At 38.8% G+C, this 24,783-nt stretch carries 21 protein-coding genes; 15 read left to right on the top strand and 6 right to left on the bottom strand.

Annotated elements, in window-relative coordinates; translation table 11 throughout:
• The first annotated feature begins 26 nt into the window (after window positions 1–26).
• The 7 genes from EFY79_RS16430 (at window position 27) to EFY79_RS16400 (ending at window position 10,642) form a co-directional block, all read left to right on the top strand.
• Complete coding sequence (locus EFY79_RS16430) at window positions 27–2,483, top strand: ABC transporter permease (protein WP_123121816.1); 2,457 nt, start codon at window positions 27–29, stop codon at window positions 2,481–2,483.
• A 144-nt stretch (window positions 2,484–2,627) separates the two neighbouring features.
• Complete coding sequence (locus tag EFY79_RS16425; RefSeq protein ID WP_123121815.1) at window positions 2,628–5,006, top strand: ABC transporter permease; 2,379 nt, start codon at window positions 2,628–2,630, stop codon at window positions 5,004–5,006.
• Between the two features lie 164 nt (window positions 5,007–5,170).
• A complete protein-coding gene (locus tag EFY79_RS16420; RefSeq protein ID WP_123121814.1) occupies window positions 5,171–5,998 on the top strand; it encodes a helix-turn-helix domain-containing protein in 828 nt (275 codons plus the stop codon).
• A gap of 112 nt (window positions 5,999–6,110) precedes the next feature.
• The gene (locus EFY79_RS16415) at window positions 6,111–6,395 is read left to right on the top strand and encodes a YciI family protein (RefSeq protein ID WP_123121813.1); all 285 of its coding nucleotides are present in this window, start codon (window positions 6,111–6,113) and stop codon (window positions 6,393–6,395) included.
• A gap of 92 nt (window positions 6,396–6,487) precedes the next feature.
• Window positions 6,488–6,811, top strand: coding sequence for an EthD family reductase (locus EFY79_RS16410; RefSeq protein ID WP_123121812.1), 324 nt, complete (start codon window positions 6,488–6,490; stop codon window positions 6,809–6,811).
• A 255-nt stretch (window positions 6,812–7,066) separates the two neighbouring features.
• Window positions 7,067–9,499, top strand: coding sequence for an ABC transporter permease (locus tag EFY79_RS16405; protein ID WP_123121811.1), 2,433 nt, complete (start codon window positions 7,067–7,069; stop codon window positions 9,497–9,499).
• A gap of 231 nt (window positions 9,500–9,730) precedes the next feature.
• Window positions 9,731–10,642, top strand: coding sequence for a sugar phosphate isomerase/epimerase family protein (locus EFY79_RS16400; RefSeq protein ID WP_123121810.1), 912 nt, complete (start codon window positions 9,731–9,733; stop codon window positions 10,640–10,642).
• A gap of 90 nt (window positions 10,643–10,732) precedes the next feature.
• Here the strand turns inward: EFY79_RS16400 and EFY79_RS16395 are convergent, their stop codons facing one another.
• Together EFY79_RS16395 and EFY79_RS16390 are read right to left on the bottom strand one after the other, a co-directional pair.
• Window positions 10,733–11,143, bottom strand: a complete 411-nt coding sequence (locus EFY79_RS16395) for a bactofilin family protein (RefSeq protein WP_123121809.1) — start codon at window positions 11,141–11,143, stop codon at window positions 10,733–10,735.
• A gap of 1 nt (window position 11,144) precedes the next feature.
• Window positions 11,145–11,984, bottom strand: a complete 840-nt coding sequence (locus EFY79_RS16390; RefSeq protein WP_123121808.1) for a M23 family metallopeptidase — start codon at window positions 11,982–11,984, stop codon at window positions 11,145–11,147.
• A gap of 271 nt (window positions 11,985–12,255) precedes the next feature.
• On the opposite strand from EFY79_RS16390, the gene EFY79_RS16385 reads away from it, so the two are divergent.
• On the top strand, window positions 12,256–13,371 hold the full coding sequence (locus EFY79_RS16385) for a Gfo/Idh/MocA family protein (protein WP_123121807.1): 1,116 nt from the start codon (window positions 12,256–12,258) through the stop codon (window positions 13,369–13,371).
• On the opposite strand, the gene EFY79_RS16380 is transcribed toward EFY79_RS16385, so the two are convergent.
• Complete coding sequence (locus tag EFY79_RS16380; protein ID WP_123121806.1) at window positions 13,366–13,731, bottom strand: DUF6249 domain-containing protein; 366 nt, start codon at window positions 13,729–13,731, stop codon at window positions 13,366–13,368. The genes EFY79_RS16385 and EFY79_RS16380 overlap by 6 nt on opposite strands.
• A 134-nt stretch (window positions 13,732–13,865) precedes the next feature.
• Between EFY79_RS16380 and EFY79_RS16375 the strand changes: the two genes are divergently transcribed.
• Complete coding sequence (locus EFY79_RS16375; RefSeq protein WP_123121805.1) at window positions 13,866–14,447, top strand: RNA polymerase sigma factor; 582 nt, start codon at window positions 13,866–13,868, stop codon at window positions 14,445–14,447.
• The gene (locus EFY79_RS16370; RefSeq protein WP_123121804.1) at window positions 14,437–14,844 is read left to right on the top strand and encodes a hypothetical protein; all 408 of its coding nucleotides are present in this window, start codon (window positions 14,437–14,439) and stop codon (window positions 14,842–14,844) included. Before EFY79_RS16375 ends, EFY79_RS16370 begins: the two co-directional genes overlap by 11 nt.
• A 141-nt stretch (window positions 14,845–14,985) precedes the next feature.
• On the opposite strand, the gene sucC is transcribed toward EFY79_RS16370, so the two are convergent.
• The 3 genes from sucC to EFY79_RS16355 form a co-directional block, all read right to left on the bottom strand.
• Window positions 14,986–16,197 carry an ADP-forming succinate--CoA ligase subunit beta gene (sucC, locus tag EFY79_RS16365; protein WP_123121803.1) on the bottom strand — a complete coding sequence of 404 codons (1,212 nt, stop codon included), beginning with the start codon at window positions 16,195–16,197 and terminating at the stop codon, window positions 14,986–14,988.
• Window positions 16,198–16,294: 97 nt separating this feature from the next.
• Window positions 16,295–17,632 carry a sensor histidine kinase gene (locus tag EFY79_RS16360; RefSeq protein WP_123121802.1) on the bottom strand — a complete coding sequence of 446 codons (1,338 nt, stop codon included), beginning with the start codon at window positions 17,630–17,632 and terminating at the stop codon, window positions 16,295–16,297.
• Between the two features lie 26 nt (window positions 17,633–17,658).
• Window positions 17,659–19,014, bottom strand: coding sequence for a sigma-54-dependent transcriptional regulator (locus tag EFY79_RS16355; protein ID WP_123121801.1), 1,356 nt, complete (start codon window positions 19,012–19,014; stop codon window positions 17,659–17,661).
• Between the two features lie 394 nt (window positions 19,015–19,408).
• On the opposite strand from EFY79_RS16355, the gene EFY79_RS16350 reads away from it, so the two are divergent.
• From EFY79_RS16350 to EFY79_RS16325, 5 genes are all read left to right on the top strand, one after another.
• Window positions 19,409–19,597, top strand: a complete 189-nt coding sequence (locus EFY79_RS16350) for a hypothetical protein (RefSeq protein WP_123121800.1) — start codon at window positions 19,409–19,411, stop codon at window positions 19,595–19,597.
• A 33-nt stretch (window positions 19,598–19,630) separates the two neighbouring features.
• On the top strand, window positions 19,631–19,819 hold the full coding sequence (locus EFY79_RS16345) for a hypothetical protein (protein WP_123121799.1): 189 nt from the start codon (window positions 19,631–19,633) through the stop codon (window positions 19,817–19,819).
• 196 nt (window positions 19,820–20,015) lie between these two features.
• Window positions 20,016–21,272, top strand: coding sequence for an efflux RND transporter periplasmic adaptor subunit (locus tag EFY79_RS16340; protein ID WP_123121798.1), 1,257 nt, complete (start codon window positions 20,016–20,018; stop codon window positions 21,270–21,272).
• Between the two features lie 245 nt (window positions 21,273–21,517).
• Entirely contained in the window at window positions 21,518–22,195 is a 678-nt protein-coding gene (locus EFY79_RS16330; protein WP_123121796.1) for an ABC transporter ATP-binding protein, read from the top strand.
• 117 nt (window positions 22,196–22,312) lie between these two features.
• Window positions 22,313–24,670, top strand: a complete 2,358-nt coding sequence (locus EFY79_RS16325; RefSeq protein WP_123121795.1) for an ABC transporter permease — start codon at window positions 22,313–22,315, stop codon at window positions 24,668–24,670.
• The last annotated feature ends 113 nt before the right edge of the window (window positions 24,671–24,783 follow it).

Below are 24,783 nucleotides of genomic sequence, written 5' to 3'. Positions count from 1 at the left end.
AACAGTTACGTCTAAAAGAAAATATCATGTTTAAAAATTATTTCAAAACGGCATTCCGGGGCTTATCCCGCAACAAAAGTTACACTATCATCAACATTGCAGGACTGTCGGTTGGCATCGCTGTTTGCACGATGATTTTTATCATCATTCAATTTCAAACAAGCTTTGATAATTTTCATCCAAAGAAAAAACAGCTCTACCGCGTGCTGACAGAATTGCACCACGAAAATTCCGCAACCACCTCGTTGGCTAGGAATGTTCCCTTTGCAATGCCGGAACGATTAAAAACAGCATTTCCCCAGTTAGAACAGGTTGCGCCGGTGTATGCAAGCCACAATGACGAGTTGCAGGTATTGGACGATGCCGGAAATGCTGTAAAAAATTTCAAAGAGCAAAGCGGCGTATTTTACACGTCGCCGGCATTTTTTAAGATGTTTGATTTTCCGCTTCTTACTGGTTCTTATGCATCGCTTAATAATCCCAATAATGTTTTACTTACAAAAGAAACAGCAGAAAAATATTTCGGAGATTGGCAAACGGCGATGGGCAAAACAATTAAAATAGCAGGCTATTACAGCATGGGAGCCGGCCTTTTTCAATTTCCTGCAACGCCGCTAAAAGTAACCGGCATTCTCGCCTCAATACCCGCCAATACTGACTTTCAGCTAAGATTGGCGGTGGCTTATGGAACAGATTTCACGGGTGATGCACAATATGGATTTCAGCAGCCGGGATGGAATGGAACGGCGCCTGATTTTGGTTGCTATGTAATGTTGCCGCCAAATATTTCTGTTGACAATTTTAATACCCAATTAAACAGGTACACACGCCAGCTACAACCTACCGGAAATAATGATACCTATGTTCTGCAACCTGTATCTGATATCCATTATGACACACAAACAGGCGATTTCAGCAATAAGGTAATCAGCCGTCAACTGATTAATGTTTTGTGGCTGATTGCAGCATTCATCCTGTTAATTGCCTGCGTAAATTTTATCAACCTTTCCACTGCCCAGGCAATTAACCGCGCGAAAGAGGTTGGCGTAAGGAAAGTTTTGGGAAGCAATAAATTGCAGTTAAGAATTCAATTTTTAACTGAAACTTTTTTAATTGTTTTGAGTGCAGTCATATTCGCGGCCACCATTGCGCTGCTTGCGATGCCCTATATAAATCGCGTGTTACAGCTTTCGCTTTCATTCAATATAGTCCGCAATCCTGCAATAATTTTATTTCTTTTAAGTGTTACAATTGTTGTGACTGCACTCGCCGGCTTCTATCCTTCAATTGTTTTATCACGTTTTAATCCTGTGAGTGCATTAAAAAGTAAAATAACCGTACAGGCAACCAAAGGAATTTCGTTAAGAAGAGGGTTGGTAGTATTTCAATTCATCATCGCGCAAGGCCTTATTATAGGCACACTCGTCATTGTAAAACAGATGAATTATTTTATGAACCGTCCATTGGGCTTCGACAAAGAGGCGATTGTAAACGTTCCTTTCCGGCCTGATAGTACCGGGACAACGCTCACAGATTATTTAAAGCAGCAGTTGTTATCAAACGGCATACAATCAGTAAGCTTTAATTCCAATTCACCAATAGAAGATAACAACATGTTTACAGCATTTAAATTTAACCATGCGCTAAAGGACGCTGACTTCCAGGCTATTTCCAAATTCGTTGACGATGATTATGTTTCTACGTTCAAATTGCAATTGATAGCCGGCAGAAACCTGAAACCTTCCGGCCCCACGCGCGAATTTTTGGTGAACGAATCTCTCGTGAAAAGCTTAGGAATTACAAAGCCGGAAGATATCATTGGTAAGGAAATAAGCATGATGAATGGCTTGATAACGTGCCCTGTTGTTGGCGTAGTAAAAGATTTTAACGACAGGTCATTGCGCAATGAGGTGGCGCCCTTGCTGATGGCAACAAACAGCACCATGTACCGCCAGGCATCTATAAAGCTTTCCACCGCGAACATGGCCGCCGCCATGCAATCCATTAAGAAAATCTGGCAGCAAACCTTTCCGGATTATGTATATGAATACCGCTTTTTGAATGATAAGATAGCCAGCTTTTACCAGCAGGAAACACAGCTTTCGCAACTCTATAAAATATTTGCAGCCATCGCTGTTTTCCTTAGCTGTCTTGGATTATACGGGCTGGCATCCTTCATGGCTGTGCAAAGAACAAAAGAAGTGGGCGTAAGAAAAGTTTTGGGCGCTACGTCAGTCAGCATTGTTTATCTTTTCTCCAGGGAGTTTGTAATATTAGTTGCTATTGCCTTTGCCATTGCAACACCCCTTGCATGGTATTTCATGCATCTTTGGTTACAAAATTATGCTTACAGAATCAATGTAAGTTGGTGGCTGTTTCTTGTTGGCGGAATTTCGGCGATATTCATTGCCCTTGCAACCGTTAGCTTCCAGGCGATAAAAGCCGCGCTCGCAAATCCGGTGAAAAGTTTGAGAAGTGAATAATTTCATAATGTGAAATTCGAAAATGTGAAAATGTGCTAATTAGCTAATGTGCTGATTAGCTAATGAAAAATAAGAAACTGTGTTATTTGTGGTTCACTGGAAGATCCAATAATTTAATAATTAATAATTCAATAATTAATTACCATGATACCAAATTATTTTAAAATTGCATGGCGGAACATCATCCGCAATAAAGCATTTTCAGTTATTAATATACTTGGCCTTGTGCTGGGGCTTACCTGTAGTTTGCTTATTTTTCTTTGGATAAAAGATGAATACAGTGTGGATGCATTTCATAAAAGCGGTAAGGAGTTATACCAGGTATATGAACGCCAGACTTATGATGGAAAAATTGACGCAGGTTATCCTACACAAGGCTTACTGGCGCAGGAATTGAAGAAACAAATCCCTGAAATACGGTACGCAACTGCCTTTGACTATGCCGGTCCCCCCGGCACAGAAAACACTTTTGAAGTGGGCGATAAGATTAATAAAATGACGGGCATGTTTGCAGGCGCTGATTTTTTTAGCATGTTTAGTTTTCATTTACTGCAGGGAAGTGTAGCAGAAGCTTTAAATGAACCTTCCGGCATTGCCATTTCCCGCAGGATGGCTGATAATTTTTTTGGAAGCCCGGAAAAAGCAATTGGCAAAGCCATTAGGTATGAAAATAAAGAATCTCTTAAGGTGACGGCAGTTTTTGAAAATATTCCGGCAAACTCTTCACTTCAGTTTGATTTTTTAAGAAGCTGGACAGATTATATAAAACAAAATAGCTGGGTTAATAATTGGGGGAATACGGCACCGCAAACTTTTATCCAGCTTCGCAAAGATGCAAATGCCAATAAGGTGGAAGCCAAAATAAAAGATTTTATTTATAATTATCAACCAAAAAATAAAGGATTGCTTACCGAGCTGGCTTTACAACCATTTAGTCAACGATATTTATATTCCAATTTTAAAGATGGTTATATTGATGGCGGCCGAATCGAATATGTTCATCTGTTCACCATTATTGCGATCTTTATTTTACTGATTGCCTGCATCAATTTTATGAACCTGGCCACTGCGCGTTCTTCCAAAAGGGCCAAAGAAATAGGCATAAGAAAAGTAGTAGGTGCGATGCGTTCGTCATTAATTGGACAATTTATTGGGGAGTCGGTTTTGTTTTCTTTCATTTCCATTTTTATGGCTCTCCTGCTCACTTCATTATTGTTACCTGCATTTAATAATCTTACAGGCAAACATCTGGTTTTACCGGTTCATCAACCTTTTTTCTATGCAACTATTGTCGGTCTTTTATTAATAACCGGCGTGGTAGCCGGTAGCTATCCTGCATTTTTTCTATCTTCTCTTAATCCTGTTCGTGTACTAAAAGGAAAGTTACAATTTAGCCAGGCAACCGCTTTTTTTCGCAAAGGACTGGTTGTATTCCAATTTGCACTTTCTATCATTCTCATTATTGCAACCATCGTTATTTATGAACAAATGAAATACGTGCAAAATAAAAATCTTGGCTACAACCGGGAAAATCTTGTCTATATCCCAATTGAAGGAAATCTGGTTAAGAAATTTGATGTATTTAAACAGGAAGCAAAAAGCAATACAGCGATTTTGAATATTTCAAAAATGAGAAATTCGCCCACTTATATTGAACATCACACCAATAGTATCTCATGGCCGGGCAAAGGCCCTGATGTAAATGTTTCGTTTGCTGATGGAGTGGTTGGATATGATTTTGTAAAAACCCTAGGCTTGAAAATGGCAGCAGGACGTGATTTTTCTCCGGCATTTAATGATTCGGCACACTATATTTTAAATGAGACTGCAGTTAAAAAGATAGGCTTTGCCGGTGTCGCCACAGGAAAGGAAATTTCGTGGGGAAACCGCAAGGGGACTGTGATTGGAGTGCTTAAAGATTTTCATTTCAATTCTTTTCATACGCCTATTGAGCCGCTTATTATCCGGCTTGATGAAGGGTGGAGCTGGGGCACCATTTTGGTGCGCATTAAAGCAGGCGAAACCGGCCAGGCATTAGCTGATTTAGAAAAAATTTGCAAAACTGTAAATCCTGAATTCCCTTTTTCTTACCAATTCTCCGACCTGCAATATGCCAGTCTTTACAAAAGCGAACAAGTGGTAAGTAAGCTTTCAAACTATTTTGCTTTTTTAGCAATTTTTATTTCATGCCTGGGCCTCTTTGGACTGGCAATGTTTACAGCGGAACAACGCAATAAAGAAATCGGCATACGAAAAGTATTAGGCGCTACATCAAAAAATATTGTTGCGTTGCTATCTTCCAATTTTTTAAAACCCATTTTAATTTCTCTTGTGATTGCATTTCCCGTAGCCTGGCTCGCAGCTCAAAAATGGCTGGAGGGCTTTGCCTACAGGATTCATATCAGTTGGTGGATATTTTTAATTGCGGGTTTTATAGCGATTCTTATCGCTTTAATAACGGTAAGCTTCCAGGCAATCAAAGCAGCAATCGCAAATCCTGTGACGAGTTTAAGAAGTGAATAAGATTAAGGGTTAGCAAAATAAAAACATTACCTGTTTATTCTTTTACTGGTGTTGACACAAAAAACAAAATGAACGATACAACATTGCGGCTAAAATAGAATAAGCGATATCTCATATCCATCAATTAAAATTCATAGTCTAACAAAAAAGCATTATCGGGTTAAATGGAAATAAGCTTTCGGCATATCGCCATTCATCCCCATCTGCGGGGCCTCATCGAAAAGATTTGGATATTGGAATCTGCTGGCAGAGTCCCTGACAGGGATTTAAGGCTGGTGGTGCCCAATGGAATGGTAAAGCTGATAATTCCTGTCAAAAATGAATTCATTGCGCAACGAAATAATTTTTACAAATATTCTAAATCAAACCAGTTAACCATTGTAGGCATTAATGACATTCCTTTTGTAGTGGATACTGTTGAAGACCTTCCGTTTAGCACCATTGGTATAGAATTCAGTCCACACGCGGCTTACCGGTTCTTTAATTTCAACCTTCGGGAACTAAAAAATTCAATTTTTCACTCCGGTGAAGTATTCGGAAATAACAATTTCGAAATTGAAAGCCTAATTGCTTCTACTACATTGATAGAAGAGAAAGTATTAATTCTGCAGCAATTTCTTCTGGCTCTTCTTAATAAATCAGCAGAGGATAAAATATTTGAATATTGTATTCATACAATTAAAAAAAACTATGGCCACATCAGTGTAAAAAATCTTGAAAGAAAAACCGGTTACTGTGCCAGGTGGATCAACAGGAAATTTGAAGAAAGAATCGGAATCAGTCCAAAAACTTTTTGCGCTATTGTAAAATTTCAATGTGTGTACCAATCGGTCGTGAATAACCCAGGTGAGATTTTTGACGAAAAGTCGTATTATCATACTTACTACGACCAATCCCATTTTATCAAACAATTCAAAAGATTTACGGGTTATTCTCCATCAAAATTCGGACGATGTAAAAATATTTTTGGAAATATCTCGTATCTGAAATAGCAATTCCGATCCATACAATTCCAGTCCGTTTCGTTACCGCATCTTTGTATTAATCAATATACATCCTGATTGAGTTTCGATTAAAAAAAACAAACACATCATTATAGAACAAATGAATCACTTTTTTTACAAACTTATTCCGCCAAGACGGGATTTTCATTTAAATCAAAATGCCGAAGAACAAGAAATTATGCAAAAGCATTTCGGCTATTGGGCTGGGCTGACCTCGGCAAAAAAAGCATTGATATATGGGCCTGTATTTCATAAAGACGGCGTTTTTGGGATTGCCATCATCGCTTCTGAATCTGAAGAAGAGGCAAAAAATATTGCCAACAACGACCCCGCCATTTTGTCTAAAATACATACTTATGAATTGTCACCAATGCTTTTGGCCTGAAGCGTAAGGATTTAACTAAATTCAAGGCGCCCTTTCGAAAACATAATGCTTGCTGTATTGAGTTATTTAACGTCTTAGTATAAATCATAAAAATGAACCATCCATTATTTTGCGCCACCGTACTCTATCCAAATGAAGAAAGTGTGGCTTTTGATTTTGAATTGTATTCAAAAAAATTAATTCCTGAATATGCTGCTCTGCTTGGAGAGAATTGTGTAAAATTCGAAATCCGAAAAGGGCTTGCCTCACCGGGCACTCCCCTTCCCCATTTCATTTGTACTGCCAGCTTCTGGATTGTCTCAGCAGAAAAGTTTGCCGCAGCTATGGGTACGGCTGAAATGAACGAATTGATGAAGCGTATTGGAACATTTATAGACATTCAGCCCATCAGGCAATTTGATGCCATCATTCCCTGAATAAAATTGTTCACAAAAATGATTCAATATTTAAAAGAATTATTGAATGGTTCTATGATTGCCATGTATCAAAACCGGACTTGAAGGTGTATCAAAACCGGACACGTAAAATGCTTTTATAATTTTTAAATTATTGATTTATACTTAAAACGAAAATGGTTTAATTTTTTCAGCCATGAATTGATAATTCAAAATAAAAAAAAATAAGTATTTGCTGCTCTACTATATATAACAGTCACCGATAAACGAAATAAGATGTTCAAAAATTATTTTAAAACGGCCTTTAGAAATCTGCTGAAAAATAAAGGCTTTTCTGCTATCAACATCTTTGGCCTTGCATGTGGCCTTGCTACCTGCCTTCTTATCATTTTGTATGTTGCCGATGAGTTGAATTACGATCATTACAACAAAAAATTTTCACAGATATATCGTATCAACGCAGACATCAGGTTTGGCGGACATCATTTTGATCTGGCACAAACGCCCGATCCTATGGGGGCGGCCTTGAAAGATAATTTTCCGGAAGTGAAGCAATATGTTCGTTTTCGCGACCACGGCGGCTTTTTGGTAAAAAAAGAAAATCAGAATGTAAAGGAAGACAGGGTAATACTTACTGATTCCACCTTGTTTGATGTGTTTACCTTACCCATGATTGCCGGCAATCCCCACACGGCGCTTGTAAATCCTAATTCGGTAGTGATTACAAAAACGATTGCTGAAAAATATTTTCCTAAAACCAGCCTTACCAATGTAGTTGGGAAGACACTTACCATCAACGACACTTCACTTTATCAAATTACGGGTGTAATTGAAGATGTACCAAGGCAATCGCATTTTCATTATGATTTTTTTATTCCGATGTATGGCAAGCTGGCGCCGTATGAGATAAATCAATGGGCAAGCAATAATTTCAACACCTACATTGTATTAGGCAAACAGGCAAATGCTGATAAGTTAGCTACGCGGTTAGACGATTTTGTAATGAAATATGTAGAGCCGGTTTTTAAATCGCTTAATCTTACAAAAGAAGAGTTTTTAAAACAGGGGAATTATTTGCATTACACTTTAACACCGCTGAGGAAGATTCATTTGTATTCACATAAGAATGGCGAATTGGAAGCAAATGGTAACATCCAGTATGTCTACATATTTTCAGTTATCGCTTTTTTTATTTTAATGATAGCTTGTGTAAACTTTATGAACCTGTCAACTGCCCGGTCATCAGGGCGCGCGCGCGAAGTAGGCGTAAGAAAAGTGTTGGGTTCATTGCGAAAAAATCTAATCACTCAATTTCTCACTGAATCGATGTTGATCAGCCTTATTTCAATGATTTTAGCTGTTGCTATCGCGCTGCTACTATTGCCATATTTCAATATGCTCAGCGGGAAACAATTGACCAGACAGGCATTTTTTTCTTCATGGCTGGTATCTTCACTGGCATTTCTGACTATCATTGTTGGCCTCCTCGCCGGCATTTATCCTGCATTTTTCCTTTCTTCGTTCAAGCCCGTTGCTGTTCTTAAAGGAAAAGTGGCAACGGGTTTTAAAGCAGGCTGGCTGCGCAGCGGCCTCGTTATTTTCCAATTCGCCATTTCAATATTTCTTATCATCGGCACACTAGTGATTTATTCACAGCTCAATTATATTAATAATAAAAATATAGGCTACAACCGCGACCACGTTTTAATAATTAAAAATATAAATGCGCTTGGGAATGAGGCAACCGTTTTTAAAAATGAAGCCCTCAATCTGAGTGGGGTACAAAATGCTACCATGAGCGGATATCTGCCCACATCGGGATGGCGCAGCGACAGCCCGCTTTTCCCAACTGCTACCGGCGATACAAAAACGGCTATCAGCACGCAAATATGGAAGGTGGATGAAAATTATATCCCAACGCTTGGAATGAAGATGGCAGAAGGAAGAAACTTTTCAAAAGATTTTCCAACGGATTCATCAGGCATCATCATTAATGAATCTTTTGCAAAGATTGCCGGATTGCATGACGCCATCAATAAGCCGCTTTATTATATGGATAATTTTTCAAAAGATAGCATTACCAAATATCATATTATAGGAGTTGTAAAAGATTTCAACTTTAATTCATTGCATGATCCTGTAACGCCTTTGGTTTTCGTATTGTCTCCGCAAAATGGAAATCTCGCTTTTCGCGTAAATACTACTGATATAAGCAAACTCATCGCTTCGATACAAAACATCTATCAAAAAGTAGCGCCTGGCCAGCCTTTTCAATATTCTTTTATGGATGCAGACTTCAACAAAATCTACCAGGCAGAACAAAAAATGGGTGGCCTCTCTATCACATTTTCCATACTTGCCATACTCATTGCATGCCTCGGGCTTTTCGGCCTCGTAACTTATGCCTCCATGCAACGCACCAAGGAGATTGGCATCAGAAAAATTTTGGGCGCCTCAATTACCGACGTTACAACGATGTTATCCAAAGACTTTTTGAAACTTGTACTGATTGCAGCGCTGATAGCCTTTCCTATCGGCTGGTGGGTATTGAACAAATGGTTGCAAAACTTTGCCTATCGTATCGATGTGAGTTGGTGGATATTTGTAATCGCAGGAGCTATAGCATTTTTGATAGCCATCATTACCATCAGCTTCCAGGCAATAAAAGCGGCGGTCGCCAATCCGGTAAATAGTCTGAGAAGCGAGTAAAAAATCTCAGCGAAACAACAGAATAAAAATCAACTCTATTTATTGATTTACCGGTATAACGGCTAGGGGTAAACGAAAATTAATTTCGTTAAAGAAGTGGTTTAAGCAGACGAAAGATACGCGGTAAAACAATTTTGCTTTTTTGGCAGCAGTTGTGCTTTGAAAAAACATATTCCGCTTCGCCGGATTTTTTTTACTTTTAAAATCCATTCCTAAAACCAACCATCAATCATGAATATCTCCCGTCGTACTTTTATAAGAAATGGTAGCCTTGCTTTGGCTGGCGCATCTTTTTTACCGTCTCTCGGCAATGGCAAAGAGAAAAAAATTATCCTGGGAATACAATTGTATTCTGTAAGAAGCGATATGGCAAAAAACCCTGCCGGAACCCTTGAAAAGCTGGCAAAAATGGGCTATAAATATGTGGAGCATGCGGGATATGAAAATGGCAAGTTTTATGGATATTCCATCCCGGATTTTAAAAAAATATTAAGCGATAATGGTTTGATAATGGAAAGCGGTCATAGTTTTCTTGGAGCCAGTCAATGGAATAAATCTGCTCACGATTTTACTGACGAATGGAAAAAGACTATTGCAGATTCAAAGGCTGTTGGTATGAAATACCTGATAAGCCCCGGAGTGGATGAAAGCCTTTGCACTAACATGAACGACTTCAGGCATTATATGGATATGTTCAATAAAACCGGGCAGCTTTGTAAAAACACCGGGCTTCATTTTGCCTATCATAATGAAAACTATGAATTTAATCACAGCCTTGATGGCACTGTGTTGTACGACTTATTACTTCAATCTTCTGATAAAAATCTTGTATGGCAACAAATAGATACCGGCAACATGTATGAGCCTGGCGGACGGGCAATGGATTATTTAAAAAAATATCCCGGAAGATTTTTTTCGATGCACGTAAAAGATGAAATGAAAAAAGAGCCGCCACCACAAAAAGGAAATGAATATGAAAGCTGCCCGCTCGGAAAAGGCGTAATCCCCGTAAAGCAAATCGTAGATTATGCACGGAAATCCGGAATAAAATATTTTATTGTCGAACAGGAAGATTACCCCGATTTAAACCCGATGGACGCTGCGGCTTATGATCTCAAAGTTATGAAGGGCTGGGGTTTCTGATAAGCCTAAAATAAAAAGGAAACTATTTGTTGCTTTATTAATCAACATTCTTTTGAAAAAAGAAATCTCATAGCGCTTATACCTGACAAATCAGGAAGCTTTTTTTGCAGGCAATTCTGCCTCATTAGATTCCACCAACTGCGGCCTGCGCATGTTTAATTTACCGTTGTATTGCGCTCCCAGCTCTATTTCCAGCGAATCAGTAGAAATATCTCCATTCACCAGCCCTGTCTTCTTTATTTCAAGCTGAACGGTTTTTACATTCCCGTTTATTGTGCCAAAAATGATAGCCGAACGTGTGATGATATCACCCTCAACTTTTCCTTTCTCGCCCAATATCACTCCGCCTTCCACATTGATGTTTCCAACAACAGTGCCCTCAATTCTTATCACTGAAGCGCCACGCAGTTCGCCGGTAAAAATATAGCCTTCACCAATGATGGTAGATATTTCCTGCTGGTTGATTTCTAATGGCTGATTTTCTTTGCTTTTTTTAAACATGTTACTTAAGAGTTAAAAATGATTGAGGATTTATTTTTTGACCGTTTTTATGAATTTCATAGTGAAGATGCGGGCCTGTGGACCGGCCGGTAGATCCTATTTTTCCAATCACTTGCCCGATGCTCACCTTCTGCCCTACCCTTACCATAATTTGGGACAAATGGCCGTAAAGGGTTTCGAACCCATTTGCATGCTTTAGCATAATGCAATTTCCAAAACCGCCGCGGGTTCCGGCAAACTCTACTGTTCCAACAGCCATTGCTTTTACCGGCGAGCCAAAAGGTCCGGCAATATCAAGGCCTTTGTGGGTCTCAACATTGGCGCCGCCAAAAGGATTTTCACGATGCCCGAACGTGGAAGTGATTCTACCATAAGAAGGCAGGCCAAGCGGCGTGTGTGAAAAATCATAGCTAAGCCTGTTCAAATATTTTATATAAAAATCACTGATTTCATCCCCGGATAAAACGGCATCATCACTTTCGCCACCTTCCCCGCCTTTGACCACAGGCTTAATTCCGCGCGCCTTCAAAAATTCGTTTATGCCTGAGAGCTCTTTGTCTATTTTCAAAAACTTTTCTTTCATAGCGCTCGTGTCTACTCCTGAAAACGTTGAACGGATATAATGTATCCTGTTGGAAAGAAAAAGCTGCTTTTGCACCTGTTCATTTTGGAGAGAAATAAGATATACTACAGCGCCTAGCAATACCGCAAAGGAAACAATGATTCCGGCGATGTATTTTTTCCAATGTAAAATAAGGCCACTCGAAACCTGGATAGGTTTAAAAGCCTGTGCATTTTTATTGACAAATAAAATGGTGGTCTTTTCGCTTTTACGTTTCATCAGGCGGCATTCAAGGAGTATGATATTGAATATTATTTTGCTACTTCACAGCAGAAAGTGCGTCATGCTCACCAGTTATGAACGAAACGAAACTGTTAAAATTGCCTTAACGGTATTTTTTTTAAGATTTGTTGGCATTTAATGAAGTGGAATGTGGATTTCACTGTGCAGCCCGCAATTGTACGATTCCATTTTAAGTAGATAACCGCAAAAAATTGAAGCCATAGCCCGCCAATAACAAATAAATTTATATATTTAAACAAAAACCATCATGAATTCAAGACGTGATTTTTTAGGTAAAATGGCCGCCGCCTCACTCGCATTCCCTTTTGTAAACTCAGCAATGGCTACAGGGAACATTTTCAATCCAAAATCTTCTGATGAAAAAATATTGCGGGTAGCAATTATGGGGCTTGGCAGCTATGGAACCCGCGTGGCAGAAGCGATGCGAAGCTGTACCAAAGCAAAATTAGTGGGCGCTATCAGCGGCACGCCGTCAAAAATTAAAGACTGGCAATCCAAATACAACATCCCGGAAAAAAACTGTTACAACTATTTAAACTTTGACAACATTAAAAACAACCCGGATATTGATGCGGTGTATGTGATAACGCCAAATGCACTTCATCACGACGAAGTGATACGCGTAGCGAAAGCAGGGAAGCATGTTATTTGTGAAAAGCCTATGGCGATAAATGCGAAGGAAGGGCAGGAAATGGTTGACGCCTGCAAAAAAGCAAACGTAAAATTATTGGTAGGATATAGAATGCATTTTGAACCCCACACTTTGGAAATTATTAAGATGCGTAAGGCCGGCGATTTTGGAAAAATTCTCTTTTTCCAAGGTTTAAGCGGCTTCACCATCGGCGACCCCAATCAATGGCGGCTCAACAAACAACTTTCAGGTGGCGGGGCCATGATGGACATCGGTATTTATTCGATAAACGGATCACGGTATATGATTGGTGAAGATCCCATTTGGGTAACCGCTGAAGAAACCAAAAACAATCCTGAAAAATTTAAACCAGGAGTGGATGAGACTATCCAGTTTCAATTCGGATTTCCCGGGGGTGCAGTGGCTTCCTGCCTCTCAACGTACAGTATGAATAACCTGGACAAATTTTTCCTGAATGGAACAAAGGGTTTTGCTGAATTAGACCCCGCAACCGGCTATGGCCCCATCAAAGGAAGAACGAACAAAGGACCAATTGATGCGCCCATCGTCACTCATCAAACCGTGCAGATGGATGAAATGGCCGATATTATTTTGAGAGATAAAAAACCTGTTGTTCCCGTGGATGGAGAAGAGGCAGTCAAAGATCTCAAAATTATCGACGCTATTTATAAAGCCTGCAAATCTGCGCAAAAAATTAAATTGGATCTATAAAGTTTGACTATCGCTTAGCTTCTCCTGGTCAAGCTTTTTCGTCATATAAAAACCGATAAATAACCCAACTCCGGCCATTGTGAAAATAGTGGCTGAATAAGCAGCACCATTATTCATAGAAGTAAACGTGGATAAAATCAATCCTATAAAAACGCCAATTCCGATGCCCATCAGAAGAAGCGCTAAATTTAAAATGATGATTTTTCCAATGTTATTGGTGGCGCTTTTTCCTTTGATAAATATTCTTGCGTCAACACCTTTTTCAATCAGCGCCAAACGCTCTTTGTTGCGCGTAGATAAAAAAAGATAAAAGATCCCAAATATCATTAGAAAAAGGCTTACTGTAATAATTGCTTCCATAAAAAAAGAGGTTTAAATTTTAGTTTTAAATGTGTTCAGAGATTGTGACGCCAATATTTTAATTTGGTTACGTTTTGATAAAAATATTTAAAAGATGTAACCGGCAGCCTGAATAAATCGTCCAAAAAAAATTCATGGATAAATTAAACGATCTCGATTATATCAATCTTGTTAAAGATGGAAATACCAGTGCATATGCAATACTGGTAGATCGGTATAAGGATTTTGTTTTTAATTTATCTTTGAAAATGCTTCAGCAAAGAGAGGAAGCAGAAGAAGCGGCGCAGGATACTTTTATAAAAATTTTTAAGTCATTACAAAGCTTTAAAGGCGAATCAAAATTTTCGACGTGGCTCTACAAGGTGACTTATAACAATTGCCTGGACAGGTTAAAAAAGCAAAAGAAAAACCGCTTATTTCTTGAATTGAATGAATTTACTGAGCGTGAAGTAAGATCGATAATGAGTGCTGTGGAAACGATAGAAGAAGTGGAAAGAAAAAAAATGGTTCAGGAGTGTATTGCCTCACTTGATGAGGAAGACAGATTCCTGGTTACTCTTTATTATTTTCATGAAAATTCTTTGAAGGAAATTTCACAGATTATGAAGATCAATGAGAATAATTTAAAAATCAAACTCTATAGAGCAAGAAAGAAATTAGCTGGTCTTTTTAAACTAAAAATTGAGCCTGAAATAATAGATGGTTATGGAAAATAAAGAAGATCAAAATATAGAAAAACTGGTGGAGCGAATGATGATGAATAGCGAAATTGAATCGCCATCGCCCGATTTTACGCAAAACGTGATGAGTGGAATTTATGCATCACAAAAAAGCAGGGAAATAATGTACAAACCCATTTTCTCTAAGCGGACATGGTTCATAATATTTACAGGAATTATCGCAATTTTTATTTATTCTTTCTTTAATTCAAATACGCAGGCTCCTGTGTTTGAAGTTAATTTTTCATGGTTCAGATTAAGCCAGCTTGAAAAGCTTTTTCCTAATTTCAGGATTTCGTTTCTAACAGCTTATGTAATTCTGTTAGCAGCCAGCGCAGTAATGGTGCAGATATTTTTACTCAAAAAATATTTTGACAAGCAACTGGAGAGTTAATAATTTTTTTTAAAGCTGGAATTGGTGAAAATCCACTGACAGCAAACGAACAAATACCGGTGTTTTTATTCCGGTAAAACGATGGATTATGTATGGAAAGCTTTTAAGGAGTTTTATAATTTTTCTTCAAATAAACTGAAATCAGGCAACCGCCTTATTCACCAGATCAGCAGCTTCGCTCAATAAAATTGCAGATTCTACTTTCAGCCCGCTTTTATCAATCAGGTCTTTGGCCACTTCTGCATTTGTTCCCTGCAGGCGAACAATGATAGGTATTTTGATATCGCCAATCGATTGATAAGCGTCTATAACGCCCTGCGCTACACGATCGCAGCGAACGATACCGCCAAAAATATTTATCAGGATGGCTTTCACTTTTGGATCTTTTAAAATAATGCGGAATCCTGCTTCAACGGTTTGTGCATTGGCAGTGCCACCTACGTCCAGGAAGTTTGCAGGTTCTCCACCACTCAGTTTTATCATGTCCATGGTAGCCATTGCAAGCCCCGCACCGTTTACCATACAACCCACATTGCCATCAAGTTTTACAAAATTCAAATTAAATTTTGCAGCCTCCACTTCGGTAGGGTCTTCTTCGCTCACGTCGCGCAACGCTGCTATATCAGGATGGCGCAACAGCGCATTATCATCGATATTCATTTTACAATCTACAGCTATTAATTTTCCATCGCTTGTTTTAAACATAGGATTTATTTCAAGCATGCTGCAATCGAGGCCTACATAAGCATTATATAAATTAGTTACAAATTTTACGCAGTTTTTAAATGAGGTTCCGCTGAGGCCAAGATTGAAAGCAATCTTACGCGCCTGGAATGGCTGCACGCCTCCACCCGGATGAATCCATTCCTTAAAAATTTTTTCGGGCGTATCATGAGCGACATCTTCTATATTAACGCCACCCTCGGTACTATACATTATTACATTTCTTCCTTTGGACCTGTCCATCAATATTGATAAATAAAATTCCTTCACCGGCTCGGCTCCATCATAATACACATCCTGGGCAACGAGAATTTTATTTACCACCTTTCCGGCTTCCCCGGTTTGAACGGTGATTAAGGTGCCTCCCAATAAATTTTGCGCGATCGTTTTTACGTCTTCAAGGCTTTTTGCGACGGCCACTCCCTTTTGCTCTGTTCCTTTAATTTTTCCTTTGCCACGACCCCCTGCATGAATCTGGGCTTTAATTACCGCAAACTTGCTACCATACTCGCTATTAATAAACCGATATGCATCTTCCGCTTCAGAAATCGTGCTGCATGCTATGCCTTCCTGCACCGGAACGTTGTATCTTTTCAATAATTCCTTAGCCTGGTATTCATGTAAATTCATAGAAAAAAATTTTTGCGAAGATACTTTCAAAAAATTAATTGCACCGTCGTTTCCGCATCATGTAAAGACATAAAAGCACGTGATTGCTTCGCCTGTATCAGAACTGAAGTGTAAATGCAGTGCCCTGGCCGGGAACAGAATGCACATTTATATTGCCTTTGTGCAACATCATAATTTGTTTGCACAAGCTTAATCCAATACCGCTTCCGGTTTTTTTAGTGCTGAAAAAAGGAATAAAAATATTTTCCAAAACATCGTCCGGAATACCGGTGCCATTATCTGCTACCTTGATAGCCACTTTATTATTGTTGGAGGTAGCCGATAATACAATCATAGCATTCTCCCTGTCTTTCAACGCTTCAATAGCATTCACCACCAGGTTGATCAATACCTGCTCTATCAGGCTGGGATCTACTTCAACAGACAAGCTGGTATCTTTTAATACGATGTCCATTTCAATATTTTTTTTATCCAGCGTTGGCTCCATCAACTGGTATAAATTTTCAAACAGGTCGCGCACCAAAACCTTCTTCACATTCGGCTTAATAATCTTATTTAAATTCCGGTATGTTTCCGCAAATTTCAATAAGCCCTCACTCCGGCGCTTGATAGTATCGATACCAACTTCAAGATCGTGTATGGTTCCACCGGTATCATTTAAGTTGGGAATCGCCTGCTGAAGCCGCCCTTTTAAAGTATCAGCAAGAGAAGATATAGGCGCTACCGAATTCATGATCTCGTGTGTCATTACACTCAATAATTTTTTCCAGGCTTTTGATTCGGTTTCATCCAGCGCCTCATTAATATTTTGAAAAGCAATCAGCATAAATCTATTGCCATCCGTTTGGAACGTAGTGCCCGAAAGTAATATCTTAAATGAGTGGCTTTCAAGATGAACAACGGCGATTTTACTTTCTGTTGGTTTAAGAGAGATGACCTCTTCATACAATTCGTGGTCCCTGTTGGCTAAAGAATGAATATGTTTTAAGTAAGGCAGGCGAAGCATTTTTTTTAGCGCTTCATTCATCCAGATAATTTCCCCGTTCTCAAGGTTAAAAGAAATAATTCCCGTGTCTACCAGCTCGAGAATTTTTTGCAAATATTGAAATGACGTTTCTTTTTCTTTTGAAATTTCTTTAAAAGCATCCGTGATTTTGTTGAAGCTTTCGCGAAGCGCGCGAAGCTCAAGAGGCGCTTTTTTCACACTGAAATGACGTGAGAAGTCTCGATACCGGATTGACTCTACAAATTGGTCCAGTTCTTTTTTCCCCTTAAAATGATATCGGTACAATTCCACAAGCTGGTAAATGATGATGGGACCTACCAGGAATAAATAATTTAAATTATTGCTGATAAGCAAATAAGACGCAAGTGTTATAGAAACAAACAACAAAAATATCCTGATAAATATTTGAAATTCTACTTGTTTGAACATGTTTGGCAGATTTTACTAAGCAGTAATCATATGTCGTATTTGCTAAGCCTTCTGTATAAAGCAGTTCTGGTAAGGCCCAGTTCCCGTGCGGCTTTGCTGATATTGCCCTGGTGCTTTTCTATCACCCTCAAAATGGTACTTTTTTCAACATTGCTTAAATTCAAATCTTTAGGTTCTTCTTCCTTTTGAGGCGCCGATTCTATCGGCGAAAAAATAAGATCGTCAGCAGAAAGCATTTCCCCATCAGACATTATCACCGCGCGTTCCATAGTATATTGAAGCTCGCGCACATTTCCGGGAAAATGATATTGCTTTAATTTGGCAAGCGCCTTTGCATCAAACTCCAAAAGGGGTTTCATATATTTTTTGGCGTAAGTATTGGCAAAATGTTTGGCAAGCAGGACAATATCTTCTCCCCTCCTGCGCAAAGGGGGCACAGTAATTTCAACGGTATTGATGCGGTAAATTAAATCTTTCCTGAACCGGTTTTCATTCGCCAGTTCTGCCAAAGGCAAATTGGTAGCGCATATCAGTCGAATGTCAATATTAACAGGAACATTGCTTCCCAGCCTTATCACCTGCCGGTTTTGCAAAACACTTAGCAGCTTGGATTGTTGCTGCAAATTAATATTGCCGATCTCGTCAAGAAATAATGTTCCGCCATTGGCTGTTTCAAAACGGCCTGCCCTGTCTTCGGCAGCACCAGTGAATGCGCCTTTTTTGTGGCCAAAGAGTTCGCTTTCAAAAAGAGTTTCTGTAAGAGCGCCCACGTCTACTTTTATAAAGGGCTTCTTTGATCGAAGAGAATTTTGGTGTATCGCTTTTGCAATCAAGTCTTTTCCTGTTCCGTTTTCGCCGAGCACCAGGATGTTCGCATCTGTGGGAGCAATTTTTTCTATCTTATAAAAAATATCCTTCATCGCTTCAGAATCACCAAGCAGTTCTTTGCCGATTACTGAAGATTCTGAACTATCTTTTTCATCAGCTGGCTTTCCTTTTGCCTTTAAAGTTTTTTTGATGCAGTCAATCAGTCTTTCATTGTGCCACGGCTTCACCATAAAATCTGAAGCGCTTTCTTTTAATGACCTTACCGCCAAATCAATATCGCCATAGGCTGTAATCATTATCACATCGGCAGTTGAGCCAAACTCCCGAATTTTTTTCAGCCAAAACAGGCCTTCGTTTCCTGTATTGATAGAGCTGTTGAAATTCATATCCAGCATAATAAGATCAACGGGGTATTTCGACAACAACGACCTGATATTTTCCGGATTTTTTTCTGTAATAACTTCCTTTACTTCTGTTTTCAATAATAATTTTACCGCAGTCAGAATATCGGTATCATCATCAATTATTAAAACTGTAGCATTTTTTACATTCATTTTTACCGTATAAATTGTTTCGAAAAATTGAAATAAAAATATTACTTATTTATTCGCCTGCTGCAAGTTTCGACTCATTCATACACCAAAATCTCCATGAAAGTTAAAGCAGTTGCCACTGCAACATTAGCAATTTTATAAATAATTATTTGAAGGAATGTTGTAAAGATTTTAAAAAGTTGCACCACTGTTTCAAAAGCGGATGATCACTGTATCATAAACGAACACCGGCATTTAAAAATCTAATTCAAAGTTATTGAAAATCAACGCAGTATGGATTGGCACGTCTTTGTACTTCATTAATTCAAACAACAAAACGGATTAAAAAAAGATTGTAACAAAAAGAACTCAGAAACGTATTAAAAAATTACAAAAAAAAATAAAAACAAAAATCATGAAACTTTATTCAAACAACCTCCTGGAAAATCTTACAAAAGATGAATTAAAAAATCTGACCCTCCAGCTGAAAGAAACAATGGCCAAAGAATTTAAGAACGAAAAGAAAAGAATCTTTAGCGCTGCCCAATACTGGGACATCCAACGGCGTAAAAGAAATTTTACTTCAAAAAGATTTGCATTCTAAAAAACATTTTAAAAAAATTTAAAACAACAAGTCATGAAACTTCAATCAAACAACCTCCTGGAAAAGTTGACGATTCCAGAAATTAATCAGCTTACGTTCGAGGTGGAAGAAACCATCGCAAAAGATTTTGGACGGGAAAAGAAAAGAAACTTTACCGTTGCACAGTTTTGGAATATTGAGCGTAGCAAAAGAAACTTTGCAGCAAGAAGAAATGTTATCTGAAATTGCGCCTTTTTACAGAAATTTTGCTTGTATCAAAAATGAACTACACCTGTATCAAAACCGAACACTACACCGGAAATTATGTTTTCTAAGTATTTGAAAAACAATAGCATAATTAATGGCATACGGTTTATGATATTTGTAAAGAGAAAATTTAAAAACCAACGGCATTTTCCCGGAAAGTAAAAAAAATAGTATGGACAGAGTTATTGAAAAAAAGAAATGGTCACGTAAGAGGATTCTCACAATCTTAGGAATTGTTGCCATAGTTACATTGATTGGATTAAGTTATTATTTCACCTCGGGTAAAAGCAAGCTGAATGTAGATATGGACCGCATCACTATCAGCGAAATTAAAAAAGGAACTTTCCAGGAAACCATCCCGGTGAATGGCGTGGTGCTTCCGCTTACTACCATTTACCTCGATGCCGCTGAAGGTGGCCGTGTAGAAGAAAAATATGTGGACGACGGCGCTATCATGAAAAAAGGACAACCTATTTTAAAATTATCAAATACTGATTTACAATTGGCGCTGGTAACACAAAAAACCAATGTGTATAACCTGCTAACGCAGATGCAGATTTCAAAAAACGCGGCAGAACAGAATACAGTAAGCAAGCTCAACCAGATGACTGACGTGGAAAGCGCTCTGAAGGAAGCGAAAAGAATTTACGATTTGGATAAATATCTTTTTGAAAAAAAAGCAATCGGATCGCAGGAATTTGAAAAAGCTAAAAATGATTACAATTATTACCTGCAGAAAAAGCAACTGACCTCTAAAATTCTGGAACAGGATTCTACCACTACAGAGCAACAAATGAAGCAGGCAAAACAATTGTACCAGGGCTCGCAGGAGGCGTTAAATGTAATGCAGGAAAAAGTGGGCGACCTGATAGTTCGTGCGCCGATAGACGGCCAGCTTACTTCGCTCGATGCAGAAATTGGCGAATCGAAAAATAAAGGCGAGCGTCTTGGCCAGATTGACGTGTTGGATGGATTTAAAGTAAGGGTAGATATCGATGAGCATTACATTTCAAGAATATTTACCGGATTGAGAGGTAATTTCGATTTCAATAATAAAACATACACCCTGGAAATTAAAAAAGTGTATACGCAGGTGGTCAGCGGCCACTTCCAGGTAGACATGGAGTTTGTAGGCGATGTGCCTGATAAAATACGCCGCGGACAAACGCTGCAGATCAGCCTGGCCTTAAGTGCAGAAAGGCAGGCCCTGCTTTTGCCTAAAGGGGGTTTTTATCAGAAGACAGGCGGCAACTGGATTTTCAAACTAAGCAAGGATGGCAAAACTGCTTATAAAACTGATATCCAGCTCGGGCTGCAAAACCCGGATTACTACGAAGTATTAGAAGGATTAAGCCCCGGCGACAAGGTAATTACGAGCAGCTATGAGAACTACGGCGATATGCAGGAGCTCGTTTTAAAAAATAATTAATACAAATAAAACACTGATGCGATATGAAAAATTTTAAATCAATGTTGCTTTTCCTGCTTCTGCTGTTTTTTTGCATGGGCACGCAACAATGCTCTTTTAAGAAAAAACAGTATTGCCAAAATGCTTTACAAAAAGTTCAACATAACAAGCCGAATATAATCCTTGAAAACGCTCCGGCCGGAATTTTTCCTGGCGATGATTTGATAATTAAGATTTAATAAATAGCTTAAACCAAACAAAAAAATATGATAAAAATTACCAACCTCGAAAAAATCTACCGTACTGAAGAAGTAGAAACCGTGGCGCTAAACAAGCTTTCTTTTGCTGTGAAAGACAAAGAATTTGTAGCAGTGATGGGGCCTTCCGGCTGTGGCAAATCAACCCTGCTTAACATACTCGGATTATTAGACGACCCTGACAGCGGAAGCTTTTTATTTAATGGTATTGAAGTGGCGCATTTTAATGAAAGAAAAAGAGCCGACCTGCGCAAACGTAATATAGGCTTCGTTTTCCAAAGCTTTAACCTCATAGACGAGCTCACCGTGTTTGAGAACGTGGAGTTACCGCTTATTTATCTTGGCGTTAAATCTGATGAAAGAAAAAAACGCGTGGAAGAAGTGCTCGAAAAAGTTCAGATTATGCACAGGAGAAATCATTATCCACAACAGTTATCGGGCGGACAGCAACAACGCGTAGCCGTGGCCCGCGCAGTGGTGAACAAGCCAAAATTAATTCTTGCCGATGAGCCTACAGGAAACCTGGATTCATCAAACGGAAATGAAGTAATGCAATTGCTTATAGAGCTGAATGAACAGGGAACTACTATCATTATGGTAACGCACAGCGAGCATGATGCGAGCTATAGCCACCGGATTATCAGGATGCTTGACGGCCAAACCGTTACAGAAAACATCCTTGTATAGCCGATTAAAAAAACAATCCCTCTGCGCTAAAAAAAAAATTCGATTATTTGTTTGTTTACTGAATTCAGGAACTGCGTCCTATCTGAGTCGTAAGCTGATTAATAGATTTTGACTTCCATGATTCACAATTATCTAAAAACAACATTCAGAAATCTTTGGAAAAACAAAGGTTTTACCTTTCTGAATATCTTCGGGTTGGGAATAGGTATTGCCTGTGCGTCCCTTATATTTTTGTGGGTAGAAGATGAAATCAATTTCAATAATTATTTCAGTAACAAAGAAAACCTGTATAAAATAAAAGACAGCCAAACCTATGATGGAACTACGTTTACATTTGATGCTACGCCGGGCCCTCTTGCCGCAGGTATCAAAACAGAAATTCCCGGAATAAAAAATACCGCCAGGGCGTCGTGGGGAAATCAGTCTTTATTTTCTCTTGGCGATAAAAATATTTACGAAAGAGGAATGTATGTTGACTCCTCCTTTTTAAAAATGTTTCAGCTGCAATTTGTGCAGGGCAATGCCAGCAAGGCTTTTGAACAACTGCAGTCACTGGTAATCACCGAAAAAATGGCTCATAAATTTTTCGGAAACGACAATGCCATTGGTAAGTCATTAAGAGTAGATAACAATACCAGTTCAATAGTAACCGGCGTTATCAGCGACTTGCCCGAAAGCGTTTCATTTCAATTTGATTGGCTTGCTCCTTTTAAAATTTTTGAGAATCAAAATAACTGGCTTCAATCGTGGAGAAACAATGGCGTACTTACTTACGTTGAATTGCAACCAGGCGCTGATCCTAAAGCCATTAACAGGAAGTTATATAATTATGTGCAATCAAAAGCTGAGGACGCTGAAGCGAAAATGTCAGTTTACCCGATGAGTCGCTGGCGGCTGTATGATAGCTGGAAGGATGGAAAAGAAGTGCCGGGAAGAATAAAATATGTAAATCTTTTCAGTCTTATCGCCTGGATTATTTTGCTCATTGCGTGCATTAATTTTATGAATCTTTCCACCGCCCGCTCAGAAAAAAGAGCGCGTGAAGTCGGAGTAAGAAAAGTATTGGGTGCCGGCAAAAGCAAGCTGGTAGGCCAGTTCATTGGTGAATCTATCATCCTGGCTTTGATATCTGCAGTAGTTGCTATCTGTGCTACCTATGTTGTGCTTCCTGCGTTTAATACTTTGGTGGAAAAACAATTGTCCATCCGCTTATTTCAACCTCTTCATATTTCGGCGTTGTTGGCCATTTCATTGATTTGCGGACTGGTTGCAGGAAGTTACCCTGCATTTTATCTTTCTTCATTTAACCCTGTGGCAGTTTTGAAGGGAAACCGGCTAAAAACAAATGGCAGCGCGGGCTTTATCAGGAAGGGTTTAGTAGTTGTTCAATTCACGATTTCCATTATTCTCATAATCAGCACTATCATTATTTACCAGCAAATTAATCATGCTAAAAACCGTTCACTTGGCTACGATAAAGAAAATCTTATCTATCTGCCTTTGCAGGGAAAATTAAAAGAACATTTTAACGCGGTAAAAAATGATCTTGTACAGACCGGCATAGTAAAAGATGCTGCTTTGAGCCAGAGTACTATTTTGCAGCTTGGCAGCAATACAGCCGATTTTCAATGGCAGGGAAAAGATCCTGATAAACAGGTTTTAATCACTGTAGAATCTGTTAGTCCTGAATATACTTCTACCATGGGAATGAAGTTGGAAAAAGGAAGAAATTTTTATAGTGATATTAAATCAGATTCCGGCAATATAATTATTAACCAAACTCTTGCTAAAATTATCGGAGGTAAAAATATAATCGGTTCATTAATTACCGACGGAGACAATAAATTTACCGTGGTAGGTGTTATTGACGATTTTGTATATAACAATTTATATTCTCCCAGTTCTCCTTTGATTCTTTTTCCCGATACTTCGGGCACTAATTTTTTAACCATTCGCCTGAAAAAAACATCAAACGTTGCAGGCGCCTTAGAGAAAGTGGAAAATGTTATAAAAGGAAATAACCCGGGATTTCCATTTGACTATAAATTCGTTGATGATCAATTTGACCAGTTTTTCAAAACTGAAATGCTCATCGGTAAATTAGCGAGCGTGTTTGCAATCCTTGCAATTTTCATTTCTTGTCTCGGCTTATTTGGTTTAGCTGCCTACACCGCAGAACGGAGAACAAGAGAAATAGGCATCAGAAAAGTGCTCGGTGCCTCTGCAAACGGGCTTGCGGGCTTGCTTTCAAAAGAATTCTTAATCCTTGTATTAATTTCATGCCTGCTTGCTTTTCCCATTGCCTGGTGGATGATGCACAATTGGCTTGATAGCTATGAATACAGGGCTTCGATTAGCTGGCCTATTTTCCTCGTTGCAGGCTTGCTTGCTATGCTGATTGCACTGCTCACCGTGAGTGTGCAAGCTATTAAAGCGGCTCTGGCTAATCCCATTCAAAGTCTTAGATCAGAGTAAAAATTATTTTACAATCCGCTATCCGATAAATTGAAAATTGGCAATGGATCCTGCAAAATAAAATTCAACACCATTTTTTGCTTTACTACTCTTTAATTTTTTAACCTAATCTT

This window comes from Hanamia caeni (assembly GCF_003721595.1).
In the GTDB taxonomy this organism is placed as follows: Bacteria; Bacteroidota; Bacteroidia; order Chitinophagales; family Chitinophagaceae; genus Ginsengibacter; species Ginsengibacter caeni.
The sequence above is the reverse complement of the archived record's forward strand: the minus strand, read 5'-3'. Positions and strand labels throughout refer to the sequence as shown.